We start from the raw sequence: 25,568 nt of genomic DNA, 5'->3' as shown, positions 1-25,568 counted from the left end.
AACGCAGCACCGGCTCGGGCCGGGGAGGGCCTTCTAGGGGCTGTCCCCGGCCCGTAGTCGTACCGGTGGACCGTTTTCGACAGGTCGTTTTCGACAGGAGATCAAGCACAGTGCAGTTGGTAGTCGCTCGCGTCGGCCGTGCCCACGGCATCAAGGGCGAGGTCACCGTGGAGGTCCGCACCGACGAGCCGGAGCTGCGGCTCGCGCCGGGGGCCGTCCTCACGACCGATCCGGCCTCCGCCGGTCCCCTCACCATCGCCACCGGCCGGGTGCACAGCGGCCGTCTCCTCCTGCGCTTCGAGGGCGTCACCGAACGCAACGGCGCCGAGGCCCTGCGGAACACCCTGCTGATCGCGGACGTGGACCCCGAGGAGCTGCCCGAGGAGGAGGACGAGTACTACGACCACCAGCTCATGGACCTGGACGTGGTCACCGTCGACGGCACCGAGGTCGGCCGGATCACCGAGATCTCCCACCTGCCCTCCCAGGACCTCTTCATCGTCGAGCGCCCCGACGGCACCGAGGTGCTGATCCCGTTCGTCTCCGAGATCGTCACGGAGATCGACCTGGAGGAACAGCGCGCGGTCATCGACCCGCCGCCGGGTCTCATCGACGACCGTGCCGAGATCGTCTCCTCCCGGGACGAGCAGGACGGGGACGACGCGTAATGCGGCTCGACGTCGTCACGATCTTCCCCGAGTACCTCGACCCCCTGAACGTCTCCCTCGTCGGCAAGGCCCGCGCCCGCGGACAGCTCGACGTCCGCGTCCACCACCTCCGCGACTGGACCCACGACCGCCACAACACGGTCGACGACACCCCCTACGGCGGCGGCCCCGGCATGGTCATGAAGACCGAGCCCTGGGGGGACGCCCTCGACGAGATCCTCGCCGACGGGTACGACACCGGCGCGCGCGAGCCCGCCCTGATCGTCCCCACCCCCAGCGGACGCCCCTTCACCCAGGAACTCGCCGTCGAACTCTCCGAGCGGCCCTGGCTGGTCTTCACCCCGGCCCGCTACGAGGGCATCGACCGCCGCGTGATCGACGAGTACGCGACCCGGATGCCGGTGTACGAGGTGTCCATCGGCGACTACGTCCTCGCCGGCGGCGAGGCGGCCGTCCTCGTCGTCACCGAGGCCGTGGCCCGGCTGCTGCCCGGCGTGCTCGGGAACGCCGAGTCGCACCGGGACGACTCCTTCGCGCCCGGCGCGATGGCGAACCTCCTCGAAGGGCCCGTCTACACCAAGCCGCCCGCATGGCGCGGCCGGGAGATCCCGGAGACCCTGCTCAGCGGCCACCACGGGAAGATCGCCCGCTGGCGGCGCGACGAGGCCCTGCGGCGCACGACCGCCAACCGGCCCGACCTGATCGCGGGCGCCGACCCGAAGGGCTTCGGCAAGAAGGACCGGGAGATGCTCTCGATCCTCGGCTGGGCACCCGACCCGGCGGGGGCGCCGTACGGCCGATTTTGGCGTCGTGTGGTTGACGTGGAAGAATAGGTCGCTGCTGCTGTGCCGTCCGGTGTGCGCCCCTGCCACAGGGGGACACGACGTCCGCCCTCGCGGTCAGGCGGCAACCTTCAGACCGAAAACCCTATGTTCCGCTCATGACCTGTGGCATGGGCGAAGAAAGCAGACGAAATGTCTCACCTGCTCGACACCGTCGACGCCGCGTCGCTGCGCAGCGACGTCCCCGCCTTCCGCCCGGGTGACACCGTCAACGTCCACGTCCGCGTCATCGAGGGCAACCGCTCCCGTGTGCAGCAGTTCAAGGGCGTGGTCATCCGCCGCCAGGGCGCCGGTGTCCGCGAGACCTTCACGGTCCGCAAGGTCTCCTTCTCCGTCGGCGTCGAGCGCACCTTCCCGGTGCACACCCCGATCGTCGAGAAGATCGAGCTCGTCACCCGCGGTGACGTCCGTCGCGCCAAGCTCTACTACCTCCGTGAGCTGCGCGGCAAGGCCGCGAAGATCAAGGAGAAGCGCGACAGCTGATCTCACGGCGGTCGTCACAGCGGGGCCGGATAGCATCTGGCCCCGATGGACACCGAAGTACGATCAACCGAACGCGACCGCTCCCCAGGTCCCGCCGATCCGGCGGACGACCCGGTGGGCCGGTCGCGTTTCGCATGGGCGCGGCAGCTCACCGAGTGGCTTCCCGGCGGCCGGATCACCCTCTCCCTCCTCCTCTGCCTGGTCTTTTTGCTGCTCCTCAACACTTTCGTGGCCAAGCCCTTCCTGATTCCCAGCGCATCCATGGAAAACGGATTGAGGATCGGGGACCGGGTTCTCGTAAATAGGTTGGCGTACCGTTTCGGTGCCGAGCCGCGCCGCGGCGACGTCATCGTGTTCGACGGCAGCGGGTACTTCGGGAACTCCGACTACGTCAAACGCGTAGTGGGGGTAGGCGGTGACCGTGTGGTCTGCTGCGACAAGGAGGGGAGGCTCCAGGTGAACGGCCGGTCCGTCGACGAGTCGGCGTTCCTCTTCCCGGGCGACAGCCCGTCCTCGGTGCCCTTCGCCGTGGTCGTGCCGAAGGGCACGCTCTTCGTCCTCGGTGACCACCGCGGTCGCTCCAGCGACTCCCGCGACCACCTCGGCTCGCCGGGCGGCGGGATGATCCCCGTCGGCTCCGTCGTCGGGCGCGCCCAGTGGGTCGTCTGGCCCTGGGGGCGGATCGGGCGGGTGCCCGACGAGGAGGGCGCCTACGGGCGCGTGCCGGAGGGAGCGCATGGGTAACCGCGGCCGGCCGCGCGGGGAACCGGAGAGCGCGGCCGAACAGCTCCTGCCGACCGGACTGCGGCGGACGTCGGCGGGACCGGCGTCGGCCAACGGGCGCTCCCGCGCGGAGCGGCGCAAGCTCCAGCGCAAGGTCAAGCGCAAGCGCCGGCGCTCCGCGATGCGGGAGATACCGCTGCTCGTCGGGGTCGCCGTACTGATCGCCCTGGTGCTGAAGACGTTCCTGGTGCAGGCGTTCGTCATCCCCTCGGGCTCCATGGAGCAGACCATCCAGATCGGGGACCGGGTCCTCGTCGACAAGTTCACGCCCTGGTTCGGCTCCAAGCCGCAGCGCGGTGACGTCGTCGTCTTCAAGGACCCCGGCGGCTGGCTCCAGGACGAGCAGACGACGGCGAAGAAGAGCGACCCCGTCGTCGTCAAACAGGTCAAGGAAGTCCTCACCTTCATCGGACTGCTCCCCTCCGACAACGAGAAAGACCTGATCAAACGGGTCGTCGGGGTCGGCGGCGACGTCGTCAAGTGCTGTGACACGAACGGCAAGGTCACCGTCAACGGCGTGCCCCTGGAGGAGGCGTCGTACCTGTATCCGGGCAACGAGCCCTCCCAGACGCCCTTCGAGGTCACCGTCCCCAAGGGGCGGCTGTGGGTGATGGGCGACCACCGGGCCAACTCCGCGGACTCCCGCTCCCACCAGAACACGTCCTACGGCGGCACGGTCCCCGAGGACGAGGTCGTCGGCCGGGCCATGGTCATCGCCTGGCCGGTCGGGCACTGGACGAGCTTCAAAGATCCGCAAACCTTTGCTTCTGTGGCCAAGTCCGCGTCACAGAAGGCCGCCGCCTCCTCGCCGTCGCATAGGGTTGCCCAGGACGATCCGAACGGAACCGTCCGACTCCCGAGCCCTGCGGAACTCCCGCTCGTTATGGGAGTGGTGGGCCTGCGCCGTACGTGGGGCAGGCAGCGGCACAGAGTGAGGAGCTGGCGTGGGGGATGTGGCGGTTGGCGCACGGTCCGGTCAGGACGGCGAGGATCACCGCGGACGTTCCGTGGAAGACGCCGTCCCGGGGACGGACGACGCCGTGACCTCCGGGAATGAACCTCCGGCGGGCGGGCAGGGCGGCTCCGGTGCGGGGCTGCCACCCGGGGCCGGGGGCGCCTCCGGGGCTGCCGGGCCTTCCGGTGCCTCCGGGAGCCCCGACGCCCCCGATTCCCTGGGGTCCTCCGGGCCCGTCGGACCCACCGGGGCCTCCGGAGAAGCCGGGTCCTCCGGAGAGGGGGACGGGTCCGCGCCGAAGGTGAAGAAGCCGCGCTCCTTCTGGAAGGAGCTGCCGATCCTCATCGGGATCGCGCTCGTCCTGGCGCTGCTGATCAAGACGTTCCTCGTGCAGGCGTTCTCGATCCCCTCGGACTCGATGCAGAACACGCTCCAGCAGGGCGACCGCGTGCTCGTCGACAAGCTCACCCCGTGGTTCGGCTCCGAGCCCGAGCGCGGCGAGGTCGTCGTCTTCCACGACCCGGACAACTGGCTCGCCGGTGAGCCGACCGCCGACCCGAACGCGATCCAGACCTTCCTGAGCTGGATCGGCCTCATGCCGTCCGCGCAGGAGAAGGACCTGATCAAGCGGGTCGTCGGGGTCGGCGGCGACACGATCGAGTGCAAGGGCACCGGGCCGCTCAAGGTCAACGGCAAGGCCCTCAACGAGCCGTACGTCTACCCCGGCAACACGCCCTGCTCCATGGACGACCAGGGCGGGCAGTTCACGGTCAAGGTGCCCAAGGGCATGATCTGGGTGATGGGCGACCACCGCCAGAACTCCCGTGACTCCCGCTACAACCAGTCCGACAAGAACCACGGCATGGTTCCCGTCGACGAGGTCGTCGGCCGGGCCATCGTCAAGGCGTGGCCCATCAACCGCTGGGGCACCCTCCCGGTCCCGGACACCTTCGACCAGTCCGGCCTGAACAACCAGTCCTCGGCCGCCCTGAACGCCGCGCCTCCGGCCGTCGCCCTCGTCGGCATGGTCCCGGTGGTCCTGTGGCGCCGCCGCAAGTACACGGGGGCTTCGGCCGAGCGGGACTGATCCACCGAGTTCCCTTTCGGGCCCGCCGGCACACCTCGCGTGTGCCGGCGGGCCCGAGGTGTGTGCGGGGGAGCCTTTTGCCAAGGTTGTGTGCTGGGCGTAGGGGAAGGGCTGACCGGGTTCGGTACCGCCGGGTAGGGTGCCGGGTCATGGGTGGTCAGAGTGTGACGCGTACGGCTCCGCGCGGCGGACAGGCTTCGGCGGGCGGACGTCCGGCGGGCGGACGGCTCGGGCATCGGCTGTCCGGGGCGGTCGTCGCGCTGGGGATCGTGATGTTCCTCGGCGGGTTCGTCTGGGCGGCCCTGGTGTACCGGCCGTACACCGTCCCGACCAGCTCCATGTCGCCCACCATCCAGGCCGGCGACCGGGTGCTCGCGGAGCGGGTGGGCGGCGGCGAGATACGGCGGGGCGACGTCGTCGTCTTCACCGACAAGTCGTGGGTCGAGAACGCGGCCGTCGTCAAGCGGGTCGTCGCGGTCGGCGGGGACACCGTCGCCTGCTGCACCGGCGGCAAGCTGACCGTCAACGGCAAGCAGATCACCGAGCCGTACCTGGTCGACGGGATCGCCGAGGTCACCGGTTTCGCGACGATCACCGTGCCGGAGGGTCGGCTCTTCCTCCTCGGCGACGAACGCCAGGGCTCCCTCGACTCCACCGCCCACCTCACGGACGCGGCCCAGGGCACCGTCGCCCGCAGCGCCGTCAAGGCACGGGTCGACGCGGTCATCTGGCCCATGAACGGCATGCTGAAGAAGCCCACCGGCTTCGAGGAACTGGGCGCGCTGTCCCGGCCGGGGCCGGTCCGGCTGATCGTCGGGCTGATCGTCGTGGGCGGTGTGCTGGTCCTCGGCGGGGCGGCGTACGGGCCGATCGCGGGGTGGGCCGGGAAGCTGCGGCGGGGGCCGGCGGGGGCGGCTGCGGGTGCGGCCTGAGGTGGCGGGGGCGGGTGGGGGTTCGGCAGGCGGGGCGTCGGTGACGGGTCGGCCGGGCTCGGAGGGGGTCGTGGCCGGTGGGCGGGGACCGGGGAGCGGTGGGGCTGAGGGTGTGTCGGGGGGTTGCGCCGGGGAGGGGCCGGGGGTGAGGGCCGGTGATGTGGCGGTGGGTGTGGACAGGGCCGGGGTGGGTGGCGACCGGGTCGGGGCTGGAGGCGATCGGGTCGGGATCGGTGTCGACGGGGTCGGGGCCGGTGCCGTTGTGGAAGGTGCCGGGGATGCTGGGGCCGTGCTGGAGGGGCTGGGGGCCGCGGGGCGGTTGCGGCGGGTCGCCCGGGTCGTGCTGCTCGATCCCGAGGACCGGATTCTGCTGCTGCACGGGCATGAGCCCGAGGACGCCGCCGACGACTGGTGGTTCACGCCGGGCGGGGGCGTCGAGGAGGGGGAGACGCGGGAGGAGGCCGCGCTGAGGGAACTGGTCGAGGAGACCGGGATCAGCGACGTCCGGCTCGGGCCCGTGCTGTGGCGCAGGGTGTGCTCGTTCCCGTTCGCGGGGCGCCGCTGGGAGCAGGACGAGTGGTACTACCTGGCGCGTACGACGACGACGGTGACCCGGGCGACCGCCCTCACCGAGCTGGAGCGCCGCAGCGTCTCCGGTGCGCGTTGGTGGACCTGTCAGGAACTGGGCCGGGCGCATGAGACGGTGTACCCGACCAGACTTGCCGAGCTGCTGCGCCGGCTGCTCGACGAAGGGCCCCCGCCCAGTCCCGTGACCCTTGACACGGAAATCGTCTAGGGGCGCGCGGGACTGGCGCACAATGGTGGGACCGCACGGCTGAAGGGGAACATGCCATGAGCGCCGAGGACCTCGAAAAGTACGAGACCGAGATGGAGCTGAAGCTCTATCGGGAGTACCGCGATGTCGTCGGTCTGTTCAAGTACGTGATCGAGACCGAGCGGCGGTTCTATCTCACCAACGACTACGAGATGCAGGTGCACTCGGTCCAGGGTGAGGTGTTCTTCGAGGTGTCCATGGCGGACGCCTGGGTGTGGGACATGTACCGGCCGGCTCGGTTCGTGAAGCAGGTGAGGGTGTTGACGTTCAAGGACGTGAACATCGAGGAGCTGAACAAGAGCGATCTGGAGCTGCCGGGGAACTGATCGCGTCACCCTGCCGGGTGACGGGGTTTTCCACAGGCCGCGGACTGTCCACCAAGATCATTTCGGGGTGGTCGGATGCGTGATCGTCGGTGCCGGAGGTGGTGCCGACATGAACGCGGATCTGGCACGCAAGGCAATCGGAGAGTACGGCGAGGAGCTGGCCGCACGGCGGCTGGCCGAGGCCGGGATGACGGTCCTGGAGCGCAACTGGCGCTCCGGCAGGGCCGGTGAGATCGACATCGTGGCGCGGGACGGGGACGTCCTGGTCGTCTGCGAGGTGAAGACGCGGCGGGACGGGCCCTTTCAGCATCCCCTGGCCGCCGTGACGCCCCGGAAGGCGGACCGCCTGCGCGGGCTCGCCGAACACTGGCTCCACACCCACGGCGGCGCGCCGCCCGGCGGCGTCCGCATCGACGTCGTCGCGGTCCTCCTGCCCCGGCGGGGTGCCGCCGTCGTCGAGCACGTCCGGGGGGTGGCCTGAGATGGGGTTCGCACGCACCTGCTCCGTGGCCCTCGTCGGCGTCGAGGGCGTCGTCGTCGAGGTCCAGGCGGACCTGGAGCCCGGGGTGGCGGCCTTCACACTGGTGGGGCTGCCGGACAAGAGCCTGACGGAGAGCAAGGACCGGGTTCGGGCGGCGGTGGTGAACTCGGGTGACGAGTGGCCGCAGAAGAAACTCACGGTCGGGCTCAGCCCGGCGTCGGTGCCCAAGGCGGGCTCCGGCTTCGACCTCGCCGTCGCCTGCGCGGTGCTCGGCGCGGCGGAGCGGATCGACCCGAGGGTGCTGGCCGACATCGTGATGATCGGTGAGCTGGGCCTCGACGGGCGGGTCCGTCCGGTGCGGGGCATCCTGCCCGCCGTGCTGGCCGCCGCGGAGTCGGGGTACCAGCAGGTCGTCGTCCCGGAGTGCGCGGCGGCGGAGGCGTCGCTGGTGCCCGGGGTCTCCGTGCTCGGGGTGCGCAGCCTGCGCCAGCTGATCGCGGTCCTCGCGGACGAGCCGGTGCCCGAGGAGGTACCGGACGAGGCGGGACGCCCCGATCCGCTGCTGGCGGGCCTGCGGGTGCCCGGGACGGGCGCGGCGACCGGCATGCACAGCATGGGCGCCGCCCAGCAGGACCAGGGTCACGATCTCGCCGACGTCGTCGGCCAGCTCTCGGCCCGTACGGCGGTGGAGGTCTCGGCGGCGGGCGGCCACCATCTGTTCCTGGAGGGCCCGCCCGGAGCCGGCAAGACCATGCTGGCCGAACGGCTGCCGGCCGTGCTGCCCCCGCTCGGGCGGGAGGAGTCCCTGGAGGTCACGGCCGTGCACTCGGTCGCCGGTCTGCTGCCGCCGGGCAAGCCGCTCGTCGACGTGGCCCCGTACTGCGCCCCGCACCACTCGGCCACGATGCAGGCACTCGTCGGCGGCGGCCCCGGTATCGCCCGGCCCGGAGCGGTGTCGCTGGCACACCGGGGCGTCCTCTTCCTGGACGAGGCCCCGGAGTTCAACAGCACCGCGCTCGACGCCCTGCGCCAGCCGCTGGAGGCGGGGCACGTCGTGATCGCCCGCAGCGCCGGCGTCGTGCGGTTCCCGGCGCGGTTCCTGATGGTGCTCGCGGCGAACCCGTGCCCCTGCGGGCGGTTCTCGCTGCGGGACACCTCGTGCGAGTGCCCGCCCTCGGTGATCCGGCGCTACCAGGCCCGGCTCTCCGGGCCCCTCCTCGACCGGGTCGACCTGAGGGTCGAGGTGGACCCGGTCGGGCGCGCCGAACTGACGCACCGGGGCCCCGGCGGTGAGTCCACGGCGACGGTCGCCGCCCGGGTGCTGGCCGCCCGGGAGCGCGCGGCGGCCCGGTTCGTCGGCACTCCCTGGCGGACCAACAGCGAGATCCCCGGCCGGGAGCTGCGCAGCCGCTGGCACGCGGTGCCCGGTGCGATGGACGAGGCCGAACGGGGTCTCGAACGCGGTGTCCTCACGGCCCGGGGTGTCGACCGGGTCCTGCGGGTCGCCTGGACGGTCGCCGACCTCGTCGGCCACGACCGTCCCGACGCGACCGACGTCGCCCTGGCCCTCCAGCTGAGGACCGGGGTTCCGCGCGGGGTGCCGATGGCGATCGGCGCGTTGACCTGAGACAGAGGGTCGGGCCGCGTACTCCGGTGCGCGGCCCCTCCCGGAAGGACCGGAAGGAAGGGCGCATGACGGAGGAAGAGCGCGTCGCGCGGGTGTTTCTCGGGCGGGTTGTCGAGCCTGGGGACGAGGTCGGGGGGCGGTGGGTTCGGGGGGTCGGGGCTGTGGAGGCGGTGCGGTGGGTGCGGCGGGGTGGGGTGGTGCCGGAGGGGGTCACCGAGCGGCGGTGGGAGGGGATGCGGGCCAGGGCCGAGGTGGCTGATGGGGGGCGGGATCTGGAGGTGGTGGAGGGGGTTGGGGCTCGGTTTGTCTGTCCGGGGGAGGTGGAGTGGCCGTCCGCACTGGATGAGTTGGGGGATGGGCGGCCCTTGGGGTTGTGGGTGAGGGGGCGGGCCAGTCTCAGGGTGTGGGGGCTGCGGGCCGTGGCGGTGGTGGGGGCCCGGGCCTGTACGGAGTACGGGGCGCATGTGGGGGCCTCGCTGGGGGCGGGGCTGGCCGAGCGGGGGTGGGTGGTGGTGTCCGGGGGTGCCTATGGGGTCGACGGGGCCGCGCATCGGGGGGCGTTGGGCGTGGGCGGGGCGACCGTGGCCGTGCTGGCGTGCGGGGTGGACCAGGTGTACCCGCGCGGGCACGCCGAGTTGATCGGGAGGATCGCCCAGCAGGGGCTCGTGGTGGGGGAGTTGCCGCCGGGAGCACACCCGACGCCCAGCCGGTTCGTACTGCGCAACCGGGTCATCGCCGCCCTGACGCGGGGGACCGTCGTCGTGGAGGCGGCCGTGCGGAGCGGCTCGCTCGTGACGGCCAGGGCGGCGCAGCGGCTCGGGCGGCACACGATGGGCGTACCCGGGCCGGTGACCAGCGCGTTGTCCGCCGGGGTGCATGAACTGCTGCGCGGGGGCGGGCAGGTGGTGACCGACGCGGCCGATGTCGTGGAGCTGGTGGGGGAGATGGGTGAGCTGGGGCCGGAGCGGCGGGGAGCCGTCCTGCCCCGGGACCTGCTGGACCCGGCGGCCCGGCAGGTGCTGGACGCGCTGCCGGGCAACCGCGCGGCCGGCGTCGCGGAGATCGCGCGGGCCGCCCTCACCGCCCGGGACGACGCCGTCGTCCGGCTGTACGAACTGCGGGCACTCGGGTACGTCGAACGACACGGCGAGAGCTGGAAGTTGACACGCCAGGCGGTGATGTCCGTTCGCGGCGATCGGGGCGGCCGGTGAGGCGCGCGGTTCGGCCGTCCGAGGGAACGCGTAACCCCTTGGGAATTCCGGCAGTTGACGAACGCGACAGATCACACGAGTACCGAGTCGGCCCCTGCGGGACGGCGGAGTGAACGTATCTGCGCACCTGCCGGGCCCCGTTCTTCGCACACCGCGACAGCTTTGTCACGCTACGCTCACGGGGATTCCGGCACAGAACGGCCGTAGGCACTCCTACCTCACGTACTCACGGCAGAACGGCACAAGGCGACGAATGCCCCAGCACACCTCCGGGTCCGACCGGACGGCTGTCCCCCCAGCCGCCCGGGACGGTGGCAGCGTGCGTCCCGCTCCCTCGACGCTCGACGAGCTGTGGCGGTCGTACAAGGAGACGGGGGACGAACGGCTGCGGGAGCAGTTGATCCTGCACTACTCGCCCCTCGTGAAATACGTGGCGGGGCGGGTCAGCGTGGGGCTGCCGCCCAACGTGGAGCAGGCGGACTTCGTGTCGTCCGGGATCTTCGGGCTGATCGACGCGATCGAGAAGTTCGACGTCGACCGGGAGATCAAGTTCGAGACGTACGCGATCACCCGTATCCGCGGGGCGATGATCGACGAACTCCGGGCGCTGGACTGGATTCCGCGGTCGGTGCGGCAGAAGGCGCGCAACGTGGAGCGGGCGTACGCGACGCTGGAGGCGCGGCTGCGGCGGACGCCGAGCGAGCAGGAGGTGGCGGCGGAGCTGGGGATCGCCGTCGAGGACCTGCACGCCGTGTTCAGCCAGCTGTCGCTGGCCAACGTCGTCGCGCTGGACGAGCTGCTGCACGTCGGGAGCGAGGGCGGCGACGGGCTCAGCTTCATGGACACGCTGGAGGACCACGCCGCGGACAATCCCGTGGAGGTGGCGGAGGACCGGGAGCTGCGGCGGTTCCTGGCGCGGGCGATCAACACGCTGCCCGACCGGGAGAAGACCGTCGTCACGCTGTACTACTACGAGGGGCTCACGCTCGCGGAGATCGGGAACGTGCTGGGGGTGACCGAGAGCCGGGTCAGCCAGATCCACACGAAGTCGGTGCTCCAGCTGCGGGCGAAGCTGGCCGGGTTCGGACGCTGAGTCTCCCGTGCGGGGCGGGGCGTCCGTACAGTGGACGTGTGCCAAGGATTCGAGCGGCCTCCGTGGCCGAGCACCGGTCGATGCAGCGCGCCGCCCTGTTGGACGCGGCCCGGTCCCTGCTGTCCGAGGGGGGTACGGAGGCGCTGACCTTCCCGGCGCTCGCCGAGCGGACGGGGCTCGCGCGCTCGTCGGTGTACGAGTACTTCCGCTCCCGCGCGGCCGTTGTCGAGGAGCTGTGCGAGGTCGACTTCCCCGTCTGGTCCGCCGAGGTCGAGAAGGCCATGGGGGCGGTCGAGGGCGGTGCGGCCAAGGTCGAGGCGTACGTCCGCAAGCAGTTGGAGCTGGTCGGGGACCGGCGCCACCGCGCTGTCGTCGCCATCTCCGCGAGCGAGCTGGACGCGGGGGCGCGAGAGAAGATCCGCGCCGCCCACGGGGGCCTCGTCGCGATGATCGTCGAGGCGCTGGCCGAGCTCGGGCACGAGGAGCCCCGGCTGGCCGCGATGCTGGTTCAGGGCGTGGTGGACTCCGCCGTGCGACGGATCGAGCTGGGGGTCGAGGAGCCGGGGGTGGTCGCCGAGGCTGCGGTGGGGATGGTGTTGCGGGGGGTGTCCAGGTAGGGGAGCAGTCTGGGCAGGCTGCGGGGGAGGAGCGACAAGGGATTGAGGTAGGTGTCTCCCTGTTTCAGGCCCCAGTGGAGGCACGGAGTCGTGCAGTGCGAGCCGGTGGGTTCCGTGGTGGCGACGAGCTGGCCCTCGGTGAGGGTGTCGCCCTTCGTGACCTGGGGGAGGACCGGTTCGTAGGTGGTGTGGAGGGGTGGGGTGCCGGTGTCGTGGAGTTCCAGCGTGAGGACGCCTCTGCCCGCGATGCGGCCGGCGAAGGTGACGGTGGCGGGGGCGGGGGAGCGGACCGGGGTGCCGGGGGGTGCGGAGAGGTCGACGCCTCGGTGGCCCTTCGCGTAGGGGGTCGGGGGCGGGTCGTAGGGGCGCAGGATCGGGGGGCGGGGGGTGATGGGCCAGGTGGCCGACGGGGGCAACAGGAGCAGTAGGGCGTAGAGGGCTTTGTTCATGCGGGAAGCCTGCGGTTTCGCGGTCGTACGCGTTCACGCCTGTGGAGTACTCCGGGGTTGTGGACAGCGGCGTCATTCGGGGGTGTACGCGTCCCGTACACTTTTAGCGGCGATCCGGGTCACCGGGTCGACTTCGCACGCCCCGGTACGGGATCGGAAACGGTCCGTATCAGCGCCCCTCGGTCCTTCGTGGCTCGGCGCACCGCGGGCGTCAGGCGCGGGAGCCGTCCGGTTCCCGCGGCAACCGAGAAACACGAGGAGTGCGGCCATGGCCGTCGTCACGATGCGGGAGCTGCTGGAGAGCGGCGTCCACTTCGGTCACCAGACCCGTCGCTGGAACCCGAAGATGAAGCGCTTCATCTTCACCGAGCGCAACGGCATCTACATCATCGACCTGCTCCAGTCGCTGTCGTACATCGACCGCGCCTACGAGTTCGTCAAGGAGACCGTCGCCCACGGCGGCACGGTCATGTTCGTCGGCACGAAGAAGCAGGCGCAGGAAGCGATCGCCGAGCAGGCGACCCGCGTCGGCATGCCCTACGTCAACCAGCGCTGGCTGGGCGGCATGCTCACCAACTTCTCCACCGTCTACAAGCGCCTTCAGCGTCTGAAGGAGCTTGAGCTCATTGACTTCGAGGACGTCGCCGCGTCCGGTCTCACCAAGAAGGAACTCCTCGTGCTCTCGCGCGAGAAGGCCAAGCTGGAGAAGACCCTCGGTGGTATCCGTGAGATGTCCAAGGTTCCCAGCGCCGTCTGGATCGTGGACACCAAGAAGGAGCACATCGCGGTCGGTGAGGCCCGGAAGCTGAACATCCCGGTCGTCGCCATCCTCGACACCAACTGCGACCCCGACGAGGTCGACTACAAGATCCCGGGCAACGACGACGCGATCCGCTCCGTCACCCTGCTCACCCGCGTCATCGCCGACGCCGTCGCCGAGGGCCTCATCTCCCGCTCCGGCGTCAACACCGGTGACAAGGGCGACAAGGCCGCCGCCGAGCCGCTCGCCGCCTGGGAGCGCGACCTCCTCGAGGGCGAGAAGAAGGCCGACGAGGCGCCCGCCGCTGAGGCTCCCGCTGCCGAGGCCCCCGCCGCCGAGGCCGCTCCGGTCGCCGAGGCCGAGGCTGAGGCCGCTCCGGTCGCCGAGGAGACCCCGGCCGTCGAGGCCGAGGCCGTCGAGGCGCCCGCCGCCGAGGCCGAGCAGGGCTGACCCGCAACCGTCAGCGTTGACGGCGGGGGCGGCACGACATCCGGGCCGCCCCCGCCGTTCATCCGCAGGTCCCGCGCCACCGCTACAGGTAGGCCGGGACAGGTAGATCTTCCAGACTTCCAGAAAGACTTACAGACTCATGGCGAACTACACCGCCGCCGACGTCAAGAAGCTCCGTGAGCTCACCGGTGCCGGCATGATGGACTGCAAGAAGGCCCTGGACGAGGCCGACGGCAACGTCGAGAAGGCCGTCGAGGCGCTGCGCATCAAGGGCCAGAAGGGCGTCGCCAAGCGCGAGGGCCGCTCCGCCGAGAACGGCGCCGTCGTCTCGATCATCGCGGACGACAACAGCTCCGGCGTCCTCGTCGAGCTGAAGTGCGAGACGGACTTCGTCGCCAAGGGCGAGAAGTTCCAGGCCGTCGCCCAGCAGATCGCCGAGCACGTCGTCGCGACCTCCCCGGCCGACCTCGCCGCCCTCCTCGGCTCCGAGATCGAGGCCGGCAAGACCGTCCAGGCGTTCGTCGACGAGGCCAACGCCAACCTCGGCGAGAAGATCGTCCTCGACCGCTTCGCGCAGTACGGCGACGGCTTCGTCTTCGCGTACATGCACCGCACGATGCCCGACCTGCCCCCGCAGATCGGTGTCCTCGTCGAGCTGGACAAGCCGAGTGCCGACGTCGCCAAGGGCATCGCCCAGCACATCGCCGCCTTCGCGCCGAAGTACCTCACCAAGGACGACGTCCCGGCCGAGATCGTCGAGTCGGAGCGCCGTATCGCCGAGGAGACCACCCGCGCCGAGGGCAAGCCCGAGGCCGCGATCGCCAAGATCGTCGAGGGTCGCGTGAACGGCTTCTTCAAGGACGCCACGCTGCTCGGCCAGCCGTACGCGCTGGACAACAAGAAGTCCGTCCAGAAGGTCCTGGACGAGGCCGGTGTCACCCTGAAGCGCTTCACGCGTATCAAGGTCGGCATCTGAGTCTGTACCTCGACAGGCGTCCGGCCGCTATAGGGTCGGACGCACGTCACGGACTACAGCAGATCTGACGAGGAGGCCATTGCCGCGCACGGGTTGCGAACACACCCCACCGGCAGTGGCCTTCTTCGTATGCGCAGTATGTGCACCACGTGAAAGAGGCGGGAACACCCATGACCACCACCCAGAAGAGCGACGACGGCAAGGTAAGCGGCCGGTTCATGCTGAAGCTGTCCGGCGAGGCGTTTGCCGGTGGCGGCGGACTGGGTGTGGACCCCGACGTGGTGCACAAGATCGCCCGGGAGATCGCGGCCGTCGTCCGTGACGGCGCCCAGATCGCCGTCGTCATCGGCGGCGGCAACTTCTTCCGGGGCGCCGAGCTCCAGCAGCGCGGCATGGACCGGGCCCGCTCCGACTACATGGGCATGCTCGGCACCGTCATGAACTGCCTCGCCCTCCAGGACTTCCTGGAGAAGGAGGGCATCGACTCCCGGGTGCAGACCGCCATCACCATGGGCCAGGTCGCCGAGCCGTACATCCCGCTGCGCGCCGTGCGCCACCTGGAGAAGGGCCGCGTCGTCATCTTCGGCGCCGGTATGGGCATGCCGTACTTCTCCACCGACACCACCGCCGCCCAGCGCGCCCTGGAGATCGACGCCGAGGCCCTCCTCATGGGCAAGAACGGGGTCGACGGGGTCTACGACTCCGACCCGAAGACCAACCCCGACGCGGTCAAGTTCGACGCGCTCGGCTACGCCGACGTCATCACCCGCGACCTCAAGGTCGCCGACGCCACCGCGATCACGCTGTGCCGCGACAACAAGCTGCCGATCCTCGTCTTCGAGCTGCTGACCGAGGGCAATATCGCGCGCGCCGTCAAGGGTGAGAAGATCGGCACGCTGGTGGGTGACCAGGACACCCGGGCCTGACCGGGGGATGGACAATGTCCTGCCGGTCGGGAACCGTGCAGGAAGAAGACGCGACGCAGCCGGCCGCCGCCACCGACAGGGAACCGCAGCCGGGCCTACTCAAGACACGCAGGAGCAAGTGGTGATCGAAGAGACCCTCCTCGAAGCCGAGGAGAAGATGGAGAAGGCCGTCGTGGTCGCCAAGGAGGACTTCGCCGCGATCCGCACCGGGCGTGCGCACCCGGCGATGTTCAACAAGATCGTGGCCGAGTACTACGGTGCGCCGACGCCGATCAACCAGCTGGCCTCGTTCTCCGTGCCGGAGCCGCGCATGGCCGTCGTGACCCCGTTCGACAAGACGGCGCTGCGCAACATCGAGCAGGCGATCCGTGACTCGGACCTGGGCGTCAACCCCAGCAACGACGGCAACATCATCCGCGTCAACTTCCCGGAGCTGACCGAGGAGCGCCGCCGCGACTACATCAAGGTCGCGCGCGGCAAGGCCGAGGACTCCCGGGTCTCCATCCGCGCCGTCCGCCGCAAGGCCAAGGACACCCTCGACAAGCTGGTCAAGGACAAGGAGTCCGGCGAGGACGACGTGCGCCGCGCCGAGAAGGAACTCGACGACCTGACCGCGAAGTACGTCGCCCAGGTGGACGAGCTGCTCAAGCACAAAGAAGCGGAGCTGCTCGAAGTCTGATGAACGACTCTTCCTGGGGGGCGCCGCCACAGGCCGGACAGGCCGGGTATTGGGGGGGCGCTCCGGCGGGTCCCGCGTACGATGCGCCGCAGGCGCAGCAGACTCGCCCCATGCCCATCGTGCCCGACGTACCCGCTCATGGCGGAGACCAGGATGACGACCGGTGGACCGCCGCAGCGGGCGGTGGTCCCCTGTTCCGCGACGAGATCCCGTCGGCGCAGCCTCAGGCGGCGGTGCCGCAGAAACCGGAGCCCATGGCCGACGAGCGGCAGGCCGCGCCGCAGAAGAAGAGCGCGGGGCGTGACCTGGGCGCGGCGATAGGGGTCGGGATCGGGCTCGGGGCGGTGATCGTCGCCTCGCTGTTCATCGTCAAGGCCGTGTTCGTCGGGGTGATAGCGGTCGCCGTCGTCGTGGGGCTGTGGGAGCTGACCAGTCGGCTCCAGGAGCGCAAGCAGATCAAGGCGCCGCTGGTGCCGCTCGCCGTCGGCGGGGCCGCGATGGTCGTCGCCGGGTACGTCCGCGGGCCCGAGGGGGCCTGGGTCGCCATGGCGCTCACGGCCCTGGCGGTGCTGGTCTGGCGGATGACGGAACCTCCCGAGGGGTACCTCAAGGACGTCACGGCCGGGGTCTTCGCCGCGTTCTACGTGCCGTTCCTGGCCACGTTCGTCGCGCTGATGCTGACCGCCGAGGACGGGCACCGCCGCGTCCTCGTCTTCCTGGTGCTGACGGTCGTCAGCGACACCGGTGCGTACGCCGTCGGCTGGCGCTTCGGCAAGCACAAGCTCGCGCCCCGGATCAGCCCCGGCAAGACCCGCGAGGGCCTGCTCGGAGCGATCGCCTTCGCGATGGTCGCCGGTGCCCTGCTCATGCAGTACGTCATCGAGGACGGCACCTGGTGGCAGGGCCTCCTCCTCGGCCTCGCCGTCGCCGCCAGCGCCACGCTGGGCGACCTCGGCGAGTCGATGATCAAGCGGGACCTGGGCATCAAGGACATGGGCACGCTGCTGCCGGGCCACGGCGGCATCATGGACCGCCTGGACTCCCTGCTCCCCACGGCGCCGGTGGTGTGGTCGTTGCTGGTGCTGTTCGTCGGCACCGGCTGACTCCCGGTCGCACCGAGCCCTCGCCCTTTCCGGGCGGGGGCTCTTTGCGTAGGGTGCGGCGCATGCTGGCCAGGCGGGGGAAGGACGGCAGGCTCTACGGGGCGCTGCCGTGTGCGTGGTGCGAGGCACCGATCGTGCAGGACGGGCGCCGGCGGGTGCGGCGGTACTGCCGGGGGTGGCACCGGGTGAAGCGGTACGTCACGAGCGCCCTCGACCCGCTCTTCGATCTCTTCGCGAACTGACGGGCCGGGGTTCTCAGGCGGTGGGGGCTTGCGTAAAGTGCGCGCATGCAGCGTGCGAGACGTGAAGAGGACGGCACCTACCACGGCGACTTACAGTGCCGGTGGTGTGGTGCGCTCCTGAGTCAGAACGGGCGGCGGCGGGTGAAGCTGTACTGCGGGCCGTGGCATCGGACGAAGTCGTACACGGCGAACGTGATCGGTGCTGTGCTGGCGCTCTTCTGACCCGGTCGGCGTACTCGCGGGGATCTGCGACACTGGTTGGTGTTATGCCTAAGCCCGGAGAATTGACGTTCGTCGCCCCCCGCGGAGCCAAGAAGCCGCCGCGGCACCTTGCCGATCTCTCGCCCGCCGAGCGGAAAGAGGTTGTCGCGGAGGTCGGGGAGAAGCCGTTTCGTGCGAAGCAGCTTTCGCAGCACTACTTCGCGCGGTACGCGCACGACCCGGCGGAGTGGACGGACATCCCGGCCGGGTCGCGCGGGAAGCTTCAGGAGGCGTTGTTCCCTGAGCTGATGACTGTCGTGCGGCATCTGTCGACCGACGAGGGCACGACCCGCAAGACGCTGTGGCGGATGTTCGACGGGACGCTCGTCGAATCCGTGCTGATGCGGTACCCGGACCGGGTGACGATGTGCATCAGCTCGCAGGCCGGATGCGGGATGAACTGCCCGTTCTGCGCGACGGGGCAGGCGGGTCTGGACCGGAATCTGTCGACCGCCGAGATCGTGCACCAGATCGTGGACGGCATGCGGGCGCTCAGGGACGGGGACGTGCCCGGGGGGCCCGCCCGGCTCTCCAACATCGTCTTCATGGGGATGGGCGAGCCCCTCGCCAACTACAAGCGCGTCGTCGGCGCCATCCGCGCGCTGACCGACCCGAACCCCGACGGGCTCGGCCTCTCGCAGCGCGGGATCACCGTCTCGACCGTCGGCCTCGTCCCGGCGATCCACCGGTTCGCGGACGAGGGCTTCAAGTGCCGCCTCGCGATCTCCCTGCACGCCCCGGACGACGAACTCCGCGACACCCTCGTCCCCGTCAACACCCGCTGGAAGGTCCGCGAGGTCCTCGACGCCGGGTTCGAGTACGTCGAGAAGTCGGGCCGCCGGCTGTCGATCGAGTACGCGCTGATCCGGGACATCAACGACCAGGCATGGCGGGGCGACCGGCTCGGCCGGCTGCTGCGCGGCAAGCCGGTGCACGTCAACCTGATCCCGCTGAACCCGACCCCCGGCTCGAAGTGGACCGCGTCGCGGCCCGAGGACGAGAAGGCGTTCGTGGAGGCGATCGCGGCGCACGGCGTGCCGGTCACCGTCCGGGACACCCGGGGCCAGGAGATCGACGGGGCGTGCGGCCAGCTCGCCGCGACCGAGCGGTAAGCTGACCGTCGGACGTTCGCGTCGTCATACATTCATATATCCGACAGGGGAGCGCGACAGCGCTGAGAGTGCGGTGAACAGGCCGCAGACCCTCTGAACCTCGCCCAGGTCATTCTGGGTAGGAAGTTCGGTCATCACCGTGAAGAAGTTCGTCGTTGTCGCCGTGGGCCTCGGTCTGGTCGCGCTCTCCGCGTGCGGATCATCGTCCGAGAAGTCTGATGATCAGACCTCCAGCTCCGGCTCGAAGACCGTCACCCTCGTCAGCCACAGCTCCTGGGCCGTCTCCAAGACCGTCCTCGCCGACTTCGAGAAGACCTCCGGCTACCAGGTCAAGGTCCTCACCGACGGCGACGCCGGCCAGGCCGTCAACAAGGCGATCCTGACGAAGGACAACCCCCAGGGCGACGTCTTCTTCGGCGTCGACAACACCCTCCTCTCCCGCGCCCTCGACAACGGCCTCTTCCAGCCGTACGAGGCGAAGGGGCTGGCGCAGGTCGGCGAGGAGTACCAGCTCGACGCCGGAAAGCACCGGGTCACCCCCGTCGACTACGGCGACATCTGCGTCAACTACGACAAGAAGTACTTCGCCGACCACAAGCTGACCCCGCCGGCGTCGTACGACGATCTGATCAAGCCCGAGTACAAGGACCTCCTGGTCACCGAGAACGTCTCGACGTCCTCCCCGGGCCTCGGCTTCCTGCTCGGGACGGCTGCCAAGTACGGCGACGACGGCTGGCAGGACTACTGGAAGAAGCTGAAGGCGAACGGCGTCGAGGTCGTCGACGGCTGGGACCAGGCGTACAACGAGGTGTTCTCCGGGTCGGCCGGCGGCAAGAAGGCCAAGGGGGACCGGCCGCTCGTCGTGTCGTACGCCTCCTCCCCGCCCGCCGAGGTGATCTTCGCGGACCCGAAGCCGACGGCCGCGCCCACCGGCGTCGCCGAAGGCACCTGCTTCCGGCAGATCGAGTTCGCCGGCCTGCTCAGCAACGCCAAGAACACCGCCGGCGGCAAGGCGCTGATCGACTTCCTGATCGGCAAGGAGTTCCAGCAGGACATGCCGCTGAACATGTTCGTGTACCCGGTGCTCCAGGGCGCGGCGGTCCCGGCGGAGTTCACGAAGTACGGTCCCGCCGCGAAGTCCCCCGAGACCATGGCCCCGGCGAAGATCGCCGCCGACCGTGACGACTGGGTCAAGACGTGGGCCTCTCTCGTCCTCAAGTAGTCCGGCTGGGCCTGATGGCCCTGCCGCTGGCGTTCTTCGGGATCTTCTTCGCCTACCCGGTCGCCGCGATCCTGCTGCGCGGCCTGCACGCCGACGGCACCTGGCACCTCGGCCGCCTCTGGGACGTCGTCGCCCAGCCGGACATCCGGCACGTCCTGTGGTTCACGACCTGGCAGGCCCTCGCCTCCACCGCCCTGACCCTGCTGATCGCCCTGCCCGGCGCCTACGTCTTCGCCCGCCTCGACTTCCCCGGCCGCCGCCTCCTGCACGCGGTCGTCACGGTCCCGTTCGTCCTGCCGACGGTCGTCGTCGGTACGGCGTTCCTGGCGCTCGTCGGCCGGGGCGGCCTCACCGACGAACTGTGGGGCGTACGGCTCGACACGACCGTGTGGGCGATCCTGCTGGCGCACGTCTTCTTCAACTACGCGGTCGTCGTCCGGACCGTCGGCGGGCTCTGGGCGCAGCTCGACCCGCGTCAGGAGGAGGCGGCGCGGGTGCTGGGGGCGTCGCGGCTGCGGGCGTTCCGCGCGGTCACCCTGCCCGCGCTCGGCCCGGCCGTCGCCGCCGCCGCGCTGATGGTGTTCCTGTTCACGTTCACGTCGTTCGGGGTCGTGCAGATCCTCGGCGGGCCGACCTTCTCGACCCTTGAGGTGGAGATCTACCGGCAGACGTCCGAGATCTTCGACCTGACGACGGCCGCCGTCCTCACGGTCGTCCAGTTCGTGGCGGTGGGCGCGATCCTCGCCGTGCACGCCTGGACCGTACGGCGCCGGGAGAGCGCGCTGCGGCTGGTGGACGCGTCGACGACCGCCCGCCGGCCGCGCGGACCGGGCCAGTGGGCGCTGCTGGCCGGGGTGTTGGCGACGATCGCCCTCCTGCTCGTGCTGCCGCTCGCGGTCCTGGTCGGGCGCTCCCTCGGCGGCACGGACTTCGCGTACTACCGGGCGCTGACGTCCGACGAGGGCAACGTGTTCCTGGTCCCGCCGATCGACGCGATCGGCAACTCCCTTGAGTACGCGGCCGTCGCGACCGGGATCGCCGTGCTGATCGGGGGGCTCGCCGCCGCCGCGCTGGCCCGGCGGGACGCGGGGCGGCTGGTGCGGGGGTTCGACGCGCTGCTGATGCTGCCGCTCGGGGTGTCGGCGGTGACCGTCGGGTTCGGGTTCCTGATCTCGCTGGACGAACCGCCGCTGGACCTTCGGAGCAGCTGGATTCTGGTGCCGCTGGCGCAGGCGCTGGTGGGGGTGCCGTTCGTGGTGCGGACGATGCTGCCGGTGCTGCGGGCGGTGGACCAGCGGCTGCGGGAGGCGGCGGCGGTGCTCGGGGCGTCGCCGTGGCGGGTGTGGCGGGAGGTCGATCTGCCGCTCGTGCGGCGGGCGTTGCTCGTCGCCGCCGGGTTCGCGTTCGCCGTGTCGCTCGGGGAGTTCGGGGCGACCGTGTTCATCGCACGGCCCGACAACCCGACGCTGCCGGTCGCGGTGGCACGGCTGCTGGGGCGGGCCGGTGAGCTCAACTACGGCCAGGCGATGGCCCTTTCGACGATTCTGATGGTGGTGTGCGCGGCGGCTCTGCTGGTGCTGGAGCGGCTGCGGACCGACCGGAGCGGGGAGTTCTGATGCTCGGGCTTGAGGGCGCGACCGTGCGGTTCGGGGGGCGGGCCGTGCTGGACGCCGTCGATCTGGCGGTCGTCGAGCACGAGGTGGTGTGTGTGCTCGGGCCGAGCGGGAGTGGGAAGTCGACGCTGCTGCGAGTCGTCGCCGGGCTCCAACCCCTCGATGCCGGGCGGGTGTTGCTCGGGGGGAAGGACCAGGCCGGGGTGCCGGTGCACCGGCGGGAGGTCGGGCTGATGTTCCAGGACCATCAGCTGTTCCCGCAGCGGGACGTCGCCGGGAACGTCGCGTTCGGGCTGCGGGCGCACGGCTCGTCGAAGAGCGAACAGGCTTCCCGTGTCGAGGAGTTGCTCGAACTCGTCGGGCTGCCCGGGGCCGGGAGGCGGGCCGTCGCCGCGCTCTCCGGGGGTGAGCAGCAGCGGGTCGCGCTGGCGCGGGCGCTCGCTCCCCGGCCCCGGCTCCTCATGCTGGACGAGCCGCTCGGCCAGCTGGACCGCTCGCTGCGGGAGCGGCTCGTCGTCGAACTGCGGGAGCTGTTCGGCCGGTTGGGGACGACGGTCCTCGCCGTCACGCACGACCAGGGCGAGGCGTTCGCGCTCGCCGACCGGGTCGTGGTGATGCGCGACGGGCGGATCGCCCAGTCCGGTACGCCCCTCGACGTGTGGCAGCGGCCCGCCGACGCGTTCGTCGCGAGGTTCCTCGGCTTCGAGAACGTCGTCCCCGCGACCGTCGAGGGCGAGACCGCCCTCACTCCGTGGGGGAAGGTGCCGGTGCCCGCCGGGTCGGCGCAGGGGGAGCGGGACGTGCTGGTGCGGTCGGCCGGGGTGCGGATCGGGGAGGGGCTGCGCTGCACGGTCGTCGGGCGGACGTTCAAGGGCGCGCACGTCACGGTGCGGCTGGCGCCGGAGGGGGACGGGCCCCGGCTGGAGGCGGCGGTCGCGCTGCGGGACGCGCCCGAGGTCGGGGCCGAGGTGGAGGTCGGGTTCGACGCGGCCGAAGTGGTCGTTCTCGGGGGAGCCGAAGCCGCTTAGCGTGAGGGCATGACGCTTCTCTCTCACGACCGTTACTGCGACGAGATCGCCCTGCGGATGGCGGGGCTGCGGGCGGTGGCCGGGTCCGGGGCGGATCTCGGCAAGGCGGTCCCGACCTGCCCGGACTGGTCCCTGGAGGATCTGCTGCGGCATGTCGGGAGCGCGCTCGGGTGGGTGGAGAGGATGGTGCGGGAGCGGTCGCCGGAGCAGCTCCCGGACGTGGTGGCACCGGAGTTCGCGGGGGACGCGGCGGCGCTCGACGCGTGGCTCGCGGAGACCGGGCACGGGGTGGTGGAGGCGCTGCGGGCGGCCGGGGCCGAGGCGCCGGTGTGGACGTGGGCGTGGGCGGCGCGGTCCGGCTCCGGGTTCTGGGCGCGCCGGATGGCGCACGAGCTGACCGTGCACGGCGCCGACGCGGCGTTCGCGGCCGGGCTGCCGTACGAGGTGGCGGGCGAGGTCGCCGCCGACACGCTCGACGAGTGGCTCGACATCGTCGTCTGGGTGCAGCGGACCATGCCGCACGCCGCCGCCGAGGAGCTGGGGGAGGGGGCGCGGGCGAGTCTGCATCTGCACGCGACCGACGTGCCCGGCGCCGAGTGGCTCGTGGAGTGGGGGCCGGGCGGGGTCGCGTGGCGGCGGGGGCACGAGCGGGCGGACGTCGTGATGCGGGGGCCGCTCACCGACGTGATGCTCGCGTTCTACCGGCGGCTGCCGCTCGACGCCGTCGAAGTCCTGGGGGAGCGGCCGAAGTTGGAGTACTGGCTGGAGCGGGCGACGATGAGGTGAGCGTCCGGTGGGACGCCCACCTCTCGGGGCGTCAGCGGTTGCTGCCGCCCTTCCTGCGCATGCCGAAGAAGATCGCGCCGCCGCCGATCACGACGAGGGCCGCGGCGATGCCGGCGATCAGGCCGGTGTTGGAGTTCGCGCCGGTCTCGGCGAGGTGGGAGTCACCGACCGCGGGGGTGGGGGCGTTGTTCACGACCGGGGTGCCGCTCTCGCTGTCGCTGGGGGTGGGCGACGGCTGCGGGCTGGACGCGGAGTCGGAGGGGGTGGGGGAGGGGCTCGTGGAGTCCGACTCCGAGGGGGAGGGCGACGGGGAGGGGGACTCCTCGGTCTTGCACGCCTTCGAGGGGGTGGTGAGGTTCGGGGAGATGTCCTCGTTCACGAGCTTGCCGGCCGTGATGTGGACGCGGTACTCCGCGTTCGGCTGCCACTCCTCGGCGAAGGTGATGGTCGTGCCGGTCAGGCTGCCCTTCACCTCCTGTTCGCCGACCTTGCGGAGGTCGCTGCCGTTGTTCTCCAGGTACACGGCGACGGTGGCGGTGACGCCGGTGGCGTCCGTGTCGGTGACGGTGATGACGCCCTTGTCACCGTCGCAGGAGGCGGAGGCGGAGAAGTCCCGGATGTTGCAGGCGAGCGCGCTGGAGGACGCGGAGAGCACGACGGCCGCGGACGCGGCGGCGACGCCGAGCATACGGGCCGAACGAGCGGCTGTGCGGCGGGATATGGACACGTTTGTCCTTTGCGGGAGGCGCAACTGCGGGGGGCTGGAGAGGAGATGACCCCAAGCGGGGCGCATCGACATCCCCTTGAGGCTCACAGGTGTATAAGCGCGCCATAAGTAGTGTCAATGCGCGCATCCCATTTGCCCCCCGGCTTTGCTTGCTTATTAATTACCCGCGCGTTTCAAGGCGTCGGGCGCCTCTTCGATCCGGTCGACGAGCACGATCCGCCCCGCCATCGCCCTGTCCTTCGCCAGCGCCTCCAACAGCGGCCAGGCGGGCAGGAGTCGGGTCCAGTGCGCCTCGTCCACCAGCACCATCGGCCGGGGCTCGCCCCGCGACTCGTAGTAGTTCGGTGTCGAGTTGTCGAAGATCTCCTGTACGGTCCCGGCGGCACCCGGCAGGAAGACGACACCGGCGGTGCAGCGCGCCAACAGGCCGTCCTCGCGGGTGGCGTTGGAGAAGTACTTCGCGGTATGGGAGGCGAACGCGTTCGGCGGCTCGTGGCCGTAGAACCAGGTCGGGATGCCCACCGAGGGCCCGCCGCCCGGGTGTTGGGCGCGCACCTCGAAGGCCGCCGCCGCCCACTCGGTCACCGACGGTGTGAACGTCGGCGCCTTCGCGAGGAGTCGCAGCGCCTCCTCCAGCATGCCGTCCTCGAACGGGGCCGCGTACGCGCCCAGGTTCGCCGCCTCCATCGCGCCCGGACCGCCGCCCGTCGCGACGGTCAGCCCGGCGCGGGCCAGCGAGCGGCCGAGCCGCGCGGCACCGGCGTACTCCGCCGTCCCGCGCGCCATCGCGTGGCCGCCCATGACCCCTACGACCCGTGCGCCGACGAGGAGTTCGTCCAGCGCGTCCGACACGGCGTCGTCGTGCACCGAGCGGAGCATCGACGCGAAGACGTCGCCGTTCGCCTTCGTCTCCTGGAACCACGCGTACGTCCGGGCGTCCGGGGTCGCGTCGTAGCCGTCCGCCAGGCCGTCGAACAGCTCGTCCGGGGTGTAGAGGAAGGCGCGGTACGGGTCGAAGGGGAGGCCCGGGACCGGCGGGAAGACGAGCGCGCCGGCCGCTCTGACGTGGGTGTCCGCCGCCGGGGCGAGGGGGCAGCCGAGGAAGACGGCGCCGGTCGTGTCGGTGGCGAGGAGGGCGTCCGTACGGGCCGTCAGGTCCACGGCCTGGACGCGGTAGCCGGCCAGGGTGCCGACGGTCGCGATCACCTCGTCGAACTCGGCGAGGGACTCGATCTCACGGTCGGGGTAGCCGTCGTACGGCTGGGCGGGTGTCTGAGGCACCCGCCCATGCTAG

General features: G+C 71.0%; 29 protein-coding genes and 1 riboswitch. Of the genes, 26 read left to right on the top strand and 3 right to left on the bottom strand.

Going from position 1 to position 25,568, the window contains the following annotated elements; all coding sequences use genetic code 11:
• The first annotated feature begins 110 nt into the window (after positions 1–110).
• The 14 genes from rimM (at position 111) to ABZX85_RS00175 (ending at position 11,940) form a co-directional block, all read left to right on the top strand.
• Entirely contained in the window at positions 111–668 is a 558-nt protein-coding gene (gene rimM / locus ABZX85_RS00240; protein ID WP_355861048.1) for a ribosome maturation factor RimM, read from the top strand.
• A complete protein-coding gene (trmD, locus tag ABZX85_RS00235; protein ID WP_355861046.1) occupies positions 668–1,501 on the top strand; it encodes a tRNA (guanosine(37)-N1)-methyltransferase TrmD in 834 nt (277 codons plus the stop codon). Before rimM ends, trmD begins: the two co-directional genes overlap by 1 nt.
• Positions 1,502–1,642: 141 nt before the next feature.
• A complete protein-coding gene (gene rplS / locus ABZX85_RS00230; protein WP_266522156.1) occupies positions 1,643–1,993 on the top strand; it encodes a 50S ribosomal protein L19 in 351 nt (116 codons plus the stop codon).
• A 45-nt stretch (positions 1,994–2,038) separates the two neighbouring features.
• On the top strand, positions 2,039–2,737 hold the full coding sequence (lepB, locus tag ABZX85_RS00225) for a signal peptidase I (RefSeq protein ID WP_355861044.1): 699 nt from the start codon (positions 2,039–2,041) through the stop codon (positions 2,735–2,737).
• A complete protein-coding gene (gene lepB, locus ABZX85_RS00220) occupies positions 2,730–3,833 on the top strand; it encodes a signal peptidase I (RefSeq protein WP_355861042.1) in 1,104 nt (367 codons plus the stop codon). The genes lepB (ABZX85_RS00225) and lepB (ABZX85_RS00220) overlap by 8 nt, the downstream gene beginning before the upstream one ends.
• Positions 3,784–4,818 (top strand): signal peptidase I, encoded by a 1,035-nt coding sequence (gene lepB, locus ABZX85_RS00215; protein ID WP_355861040.1) that lies wholly within the window; start codon positions 3,784–3,786, stop codon positions 4,816–4,818. The genes lepB (ABZX85_RS00220) and lepB (ABZX85_RS00215) overlap by 50 nt, the downstream gene beginning before the upstream one ends.
• Positions 4,819–4,967: 149 nt before the next feature.
• A complete protein-coding gene (gene lepB, locus ABZX85_RS00210) occupies positions 4,968–5,750 on the top strand; it encodes a signal peptidase I (protein WP_355861037.1) in 783 nt (260 codons plus the stop codon).
• A 289-nt stretch (positions 5,751–6,039) separates the two neighbouring features.
• A complete protein-coding gene (locus tag ABZX85_RS00205) occupies positions 6,040–6,546 on the top strand; it encodes an NUDIX hydrolase (RefSeq protein ID WP_355861034.1) in 507 nt (168 codons plus the stop codon).
• A gap of 56 nt (positions 6,547–6,602) precedes the next feature.
• Entirely contained in the window at positions 6,603–6,911 is a 309-nt protein-coding gene (locus ABZX85_RS00200) for a DUF2469 domain-containing protein (RefSeq protein WP_010353840.1), read from the top strand.
• Positions 6,912–6,990: 79 nt separating this feature from the next.
• On the top strand, positions 6,991–7,392 hold the full coding sequence (locus ABZX85_RS00195; protein ID WP_355862267.1) for a YraN family protein: 402 nt from the start codon (positions 6,991–6,993) through the stop codon (positions 7,390–7,392).
• Position 7,393: 1 nt separating this feature from the next.
• Positions 7,394–9,019 carry a YifB family Mg chelatase-like AAA ATPase gene (locus ABZX85_RS00190; protein ID WP_355861031.1) on the top strand — a complete coding sequence of 542 codons (1,626 nt, stop codon included), beginning with the start codon at positions 7,394–7,396 and terminating at the stop codon, positions 9,017–9,019.
• A gap of 65 nt (positions 9,020–9,084) precedes the next feature.
• Positions 9,085–10,230, top strand: coding sequence for a DNA-processing protein DprA (dprA, locus tag ABZX85_RS00185; protein ID WP_355861028.1), 1,146 nt, complete (start codon positions 9,085–9,087; stop codon positions 10,228–10,230).
• 253 nt (positions 10,231–10,483) lie between these two features.
• A complete protein-coding gene (gene whiG, locus ABZX85_RS00180; RefSeq protein WP_355861025.1) occupies positions 10,484–11,323 on the top strand; it encodes an RNA polymerase sigma factor WhiG in 840 nt (279 codons plus the stop codon).
• Positions 11,324–11,385: 62 nt separating this feature from the next.
• Positions 11,386–11,940, top strand: a complete 555-nt coding sequence (locus ABZX85_RS00175) for a helix-turn-helix domain-containing protein (RefSeq protein WP_355862265.1) — start codon at positions 11,386–11,388, stop codon at positions 11,938–11,940.
• Here ABZX85_RS00175 and ABZX85_RS00170 read toward each other — a convergent pair.
• Positions 11,832–12,389, bottom strand: a complete 558-nt coding sequence (locus ABZX85_RS00170; RefSeq protein ID WP_355861022.1) for a M23 family metallopeptidase — start codon at positions 12,387–12,389, stop codon at positions 11,832–11,834. The two genes, ABZX85_RS00175 and ABZX85_RS00170, sit on opposite strands and share 109 nt — an antisense overlap.
• A 268-nt stretch (positions 12,390–12,657) precedes the next feature.
• Between ABZX85_RS00170 and rpsB the strand changes: the two genes are divergently transcribed.
• From rpsB to ABZX85_RS00110, 12 genes are all read left to right on the top strand, one after another.
• On the top strand, positions 12,658–13,599 hold the full coding sequence (rpsB, locus tag ABZX85_RS00165) for a 30S ribosomal protein S2 (RefSeq protein ID WP_355861019.1): 942 nt from the start codon (positions 12,658–12,660) through the stop codon (positions 13,597–13,599).
• Positions 13,600–13,738: 139 nt separating this feature from the next.
• Positions 13,739–14,575, top strand: coding sequence for a translation elongation factor Ts (gene tsf, locus ABZX85_RS00160; protein WP_355861017.1), 837 nt, complete (start codon positions 13,739–13,741; stop codon positions 14,573–14,575).
• A gap of 170 nt (positions 14,576–14,745) precedes the next feature.
• The gene (pyrH, locus tag ABZX85_RS00155; protein ID WP_355861014.1) at positions 14,746–15,501 is read left to right on the top strand and encodes a UMP kinase; all 756 of its coding nucleotides are present in this window, start codon (positions 14,746–14,748) and stop codon (positions 15,499–15,501) included.
• Positions 15,502–15,622: 121 nt separating this feature from the next.
• Positions 15,623–16,180, top strand: coding sequence for a ribosome recycling factor (frr, locus tag ABZX85_RS00150; RefSeq protein ID WP_355861011.1), 558 nt, complete (start codon positions 15,623–15,625; stop codon positions 16,178–16,180).
• Positions 16,180–17,283, top strand: coding sequence for a phosphatidate cytidylyltransferase (locus ABZX85_RS00145; protein ID WP_355861008.1), 1,104 nt, complete (start codon positions 16,180–16,182; stop codon positions 17,281–17,283). The genes frr and ABZX85_RS00145 overlap by 1 nt, the downstream gene beginning before the upstream one ends.
• A 62-nt stretch (positions 17,284–17,345) precedes the next feature.
• Complete coding sequence (locus ABZX85_RS00140) at positions 17,346–17,525, top strand: hypothetical protein (protein WP_355861005.1); 180 nt, start codon at positions 17,346–17,348, stop codon at positions 17,523–17,525.
• 45 nt (positions 17,526–17,570) lie between these two features.
• Positions 17,571–17,747, top strand: coding sequence for a hypothetical protein (locus tag ABZX85_RS00135; RefSeq protein WP_355861002.1), 177 nt, complete (start codon positions 17,571–17,573; stop codon positions 17,745–17,747).
• Positions 17,748–17,791: 44 nt separating this feature from the next.
• Entirely contained in the window at positions 17,792–18,898 is a 1,107-nt protein-coding gene (rlmN, locus tag ABZX85_RS00130; protein ID WP_355860999.1) for a 23S rRNA (adenine(2503)-C(2))-methyltransferase RlmN, read from the top strand.
• A gap of 35 nt (positions 18,899–18,933) precedes the next feature.
• Positions 18,934–19,041, top strand: a riboswitch (TPP riboswitch).
• Positions 19,032–20,120 (top strand): thiamine ABC transporter substrate-binding protein, encoded by a 1,089-nt coding sequence (locus ABZX85_RS00125; protein WP_355862263.1) that lies wholly within the window; start codon positions 19,032–19,034, stop codon positions 20,118–20,120. It overlaps the preceding riboswitch by 10 nt.
• Before the next feature lie 14 nt (positions 20,121–20,134).
• Positions 20,135–21,736, top strand: a complete 1,602-nt coding sequence (locus ABZX85_RS00120) for an iron ABC transporter permease (RefSeq protein ID WP_355860996.1) — start codon at positions 20,135–20,137, stop codon at positions 21,734–21,736.
• A complete protein-coding gene (locus ABZX85_RS00115; protein ID WP_355860993.1) occupies positions 21,736–22,761 on the top strand; it encodes an ABC transporter ATP-binding protein in 1,026 nt (341 codons plus the stop codon). Before ABZX85_RS00120 ends, ABZX85_RS00115 begins: the two co-directional genes overlap by 1 nt.
• Positions 22,762–22,770: 9 nt before the next feature.
• Positions 22,771–23,547 carry a maleylpyruvate isomerase family mycothiol-dependent enzyme gene (locus ABZX85_RS00110; protein WP_355860990.1) on the top strand — a complete coding sequence of 259 codons (777 nt, stop codon included), beginning with the start codon at positions 22,771–22,773 and terminating at the stop codon, positions 23,545–23,547.
• Between the two features lie 31 nt (positions 23,548–23,578).
• On the opposite strand, the gene ABZX85_RS00105 is transcribed toward ABZX85_RS00110, so the two are convergent.
• Both ABZX85_RS00105 and ABZX85_RS00100 read right to left on the bottom strand, forming a co-directional pair.
• Complete coding sequence (locus ABZX85_RS00105; protein WP_355862261.1) at positions 23,579–24,235, bottom strand: LAETG motif-containing sortase-dependent surface protein; 657 nt, start codon at positions 24,233–24,235, stop codon at positions 23,579–23,581.
• A 195-nt stretch (positions 24,236–24,430) separates the two neighbouring features.
• Complete coding sequence (locus ABZX85_RS00100; protein WP_355860987.1) at positions 24,431–25,555, bottom strand: LOG family protein; 1,125 nt, start codon at positions 25,553–25,555, stop codon at positions 24,431–24,433.
• Positions 25,556–25,568 lie beyond the last annotated feature (13 nt).

It is taken from the genome of Streptomyces sp. NPDC004539 (assembly GCF_040610055.1).
In the GTDB taxonomy this organism is placed as follows: Bacteria; Actinomycetota; Actinomycetes; order Streptomycetales; family Streptomycetaceae; genus Streptomyces.
The sequence above is the reverse complement of the archived record's forward strand: the minus strand, read 5'-3'. Positions and strand labels throughout refer to the sequence as shown.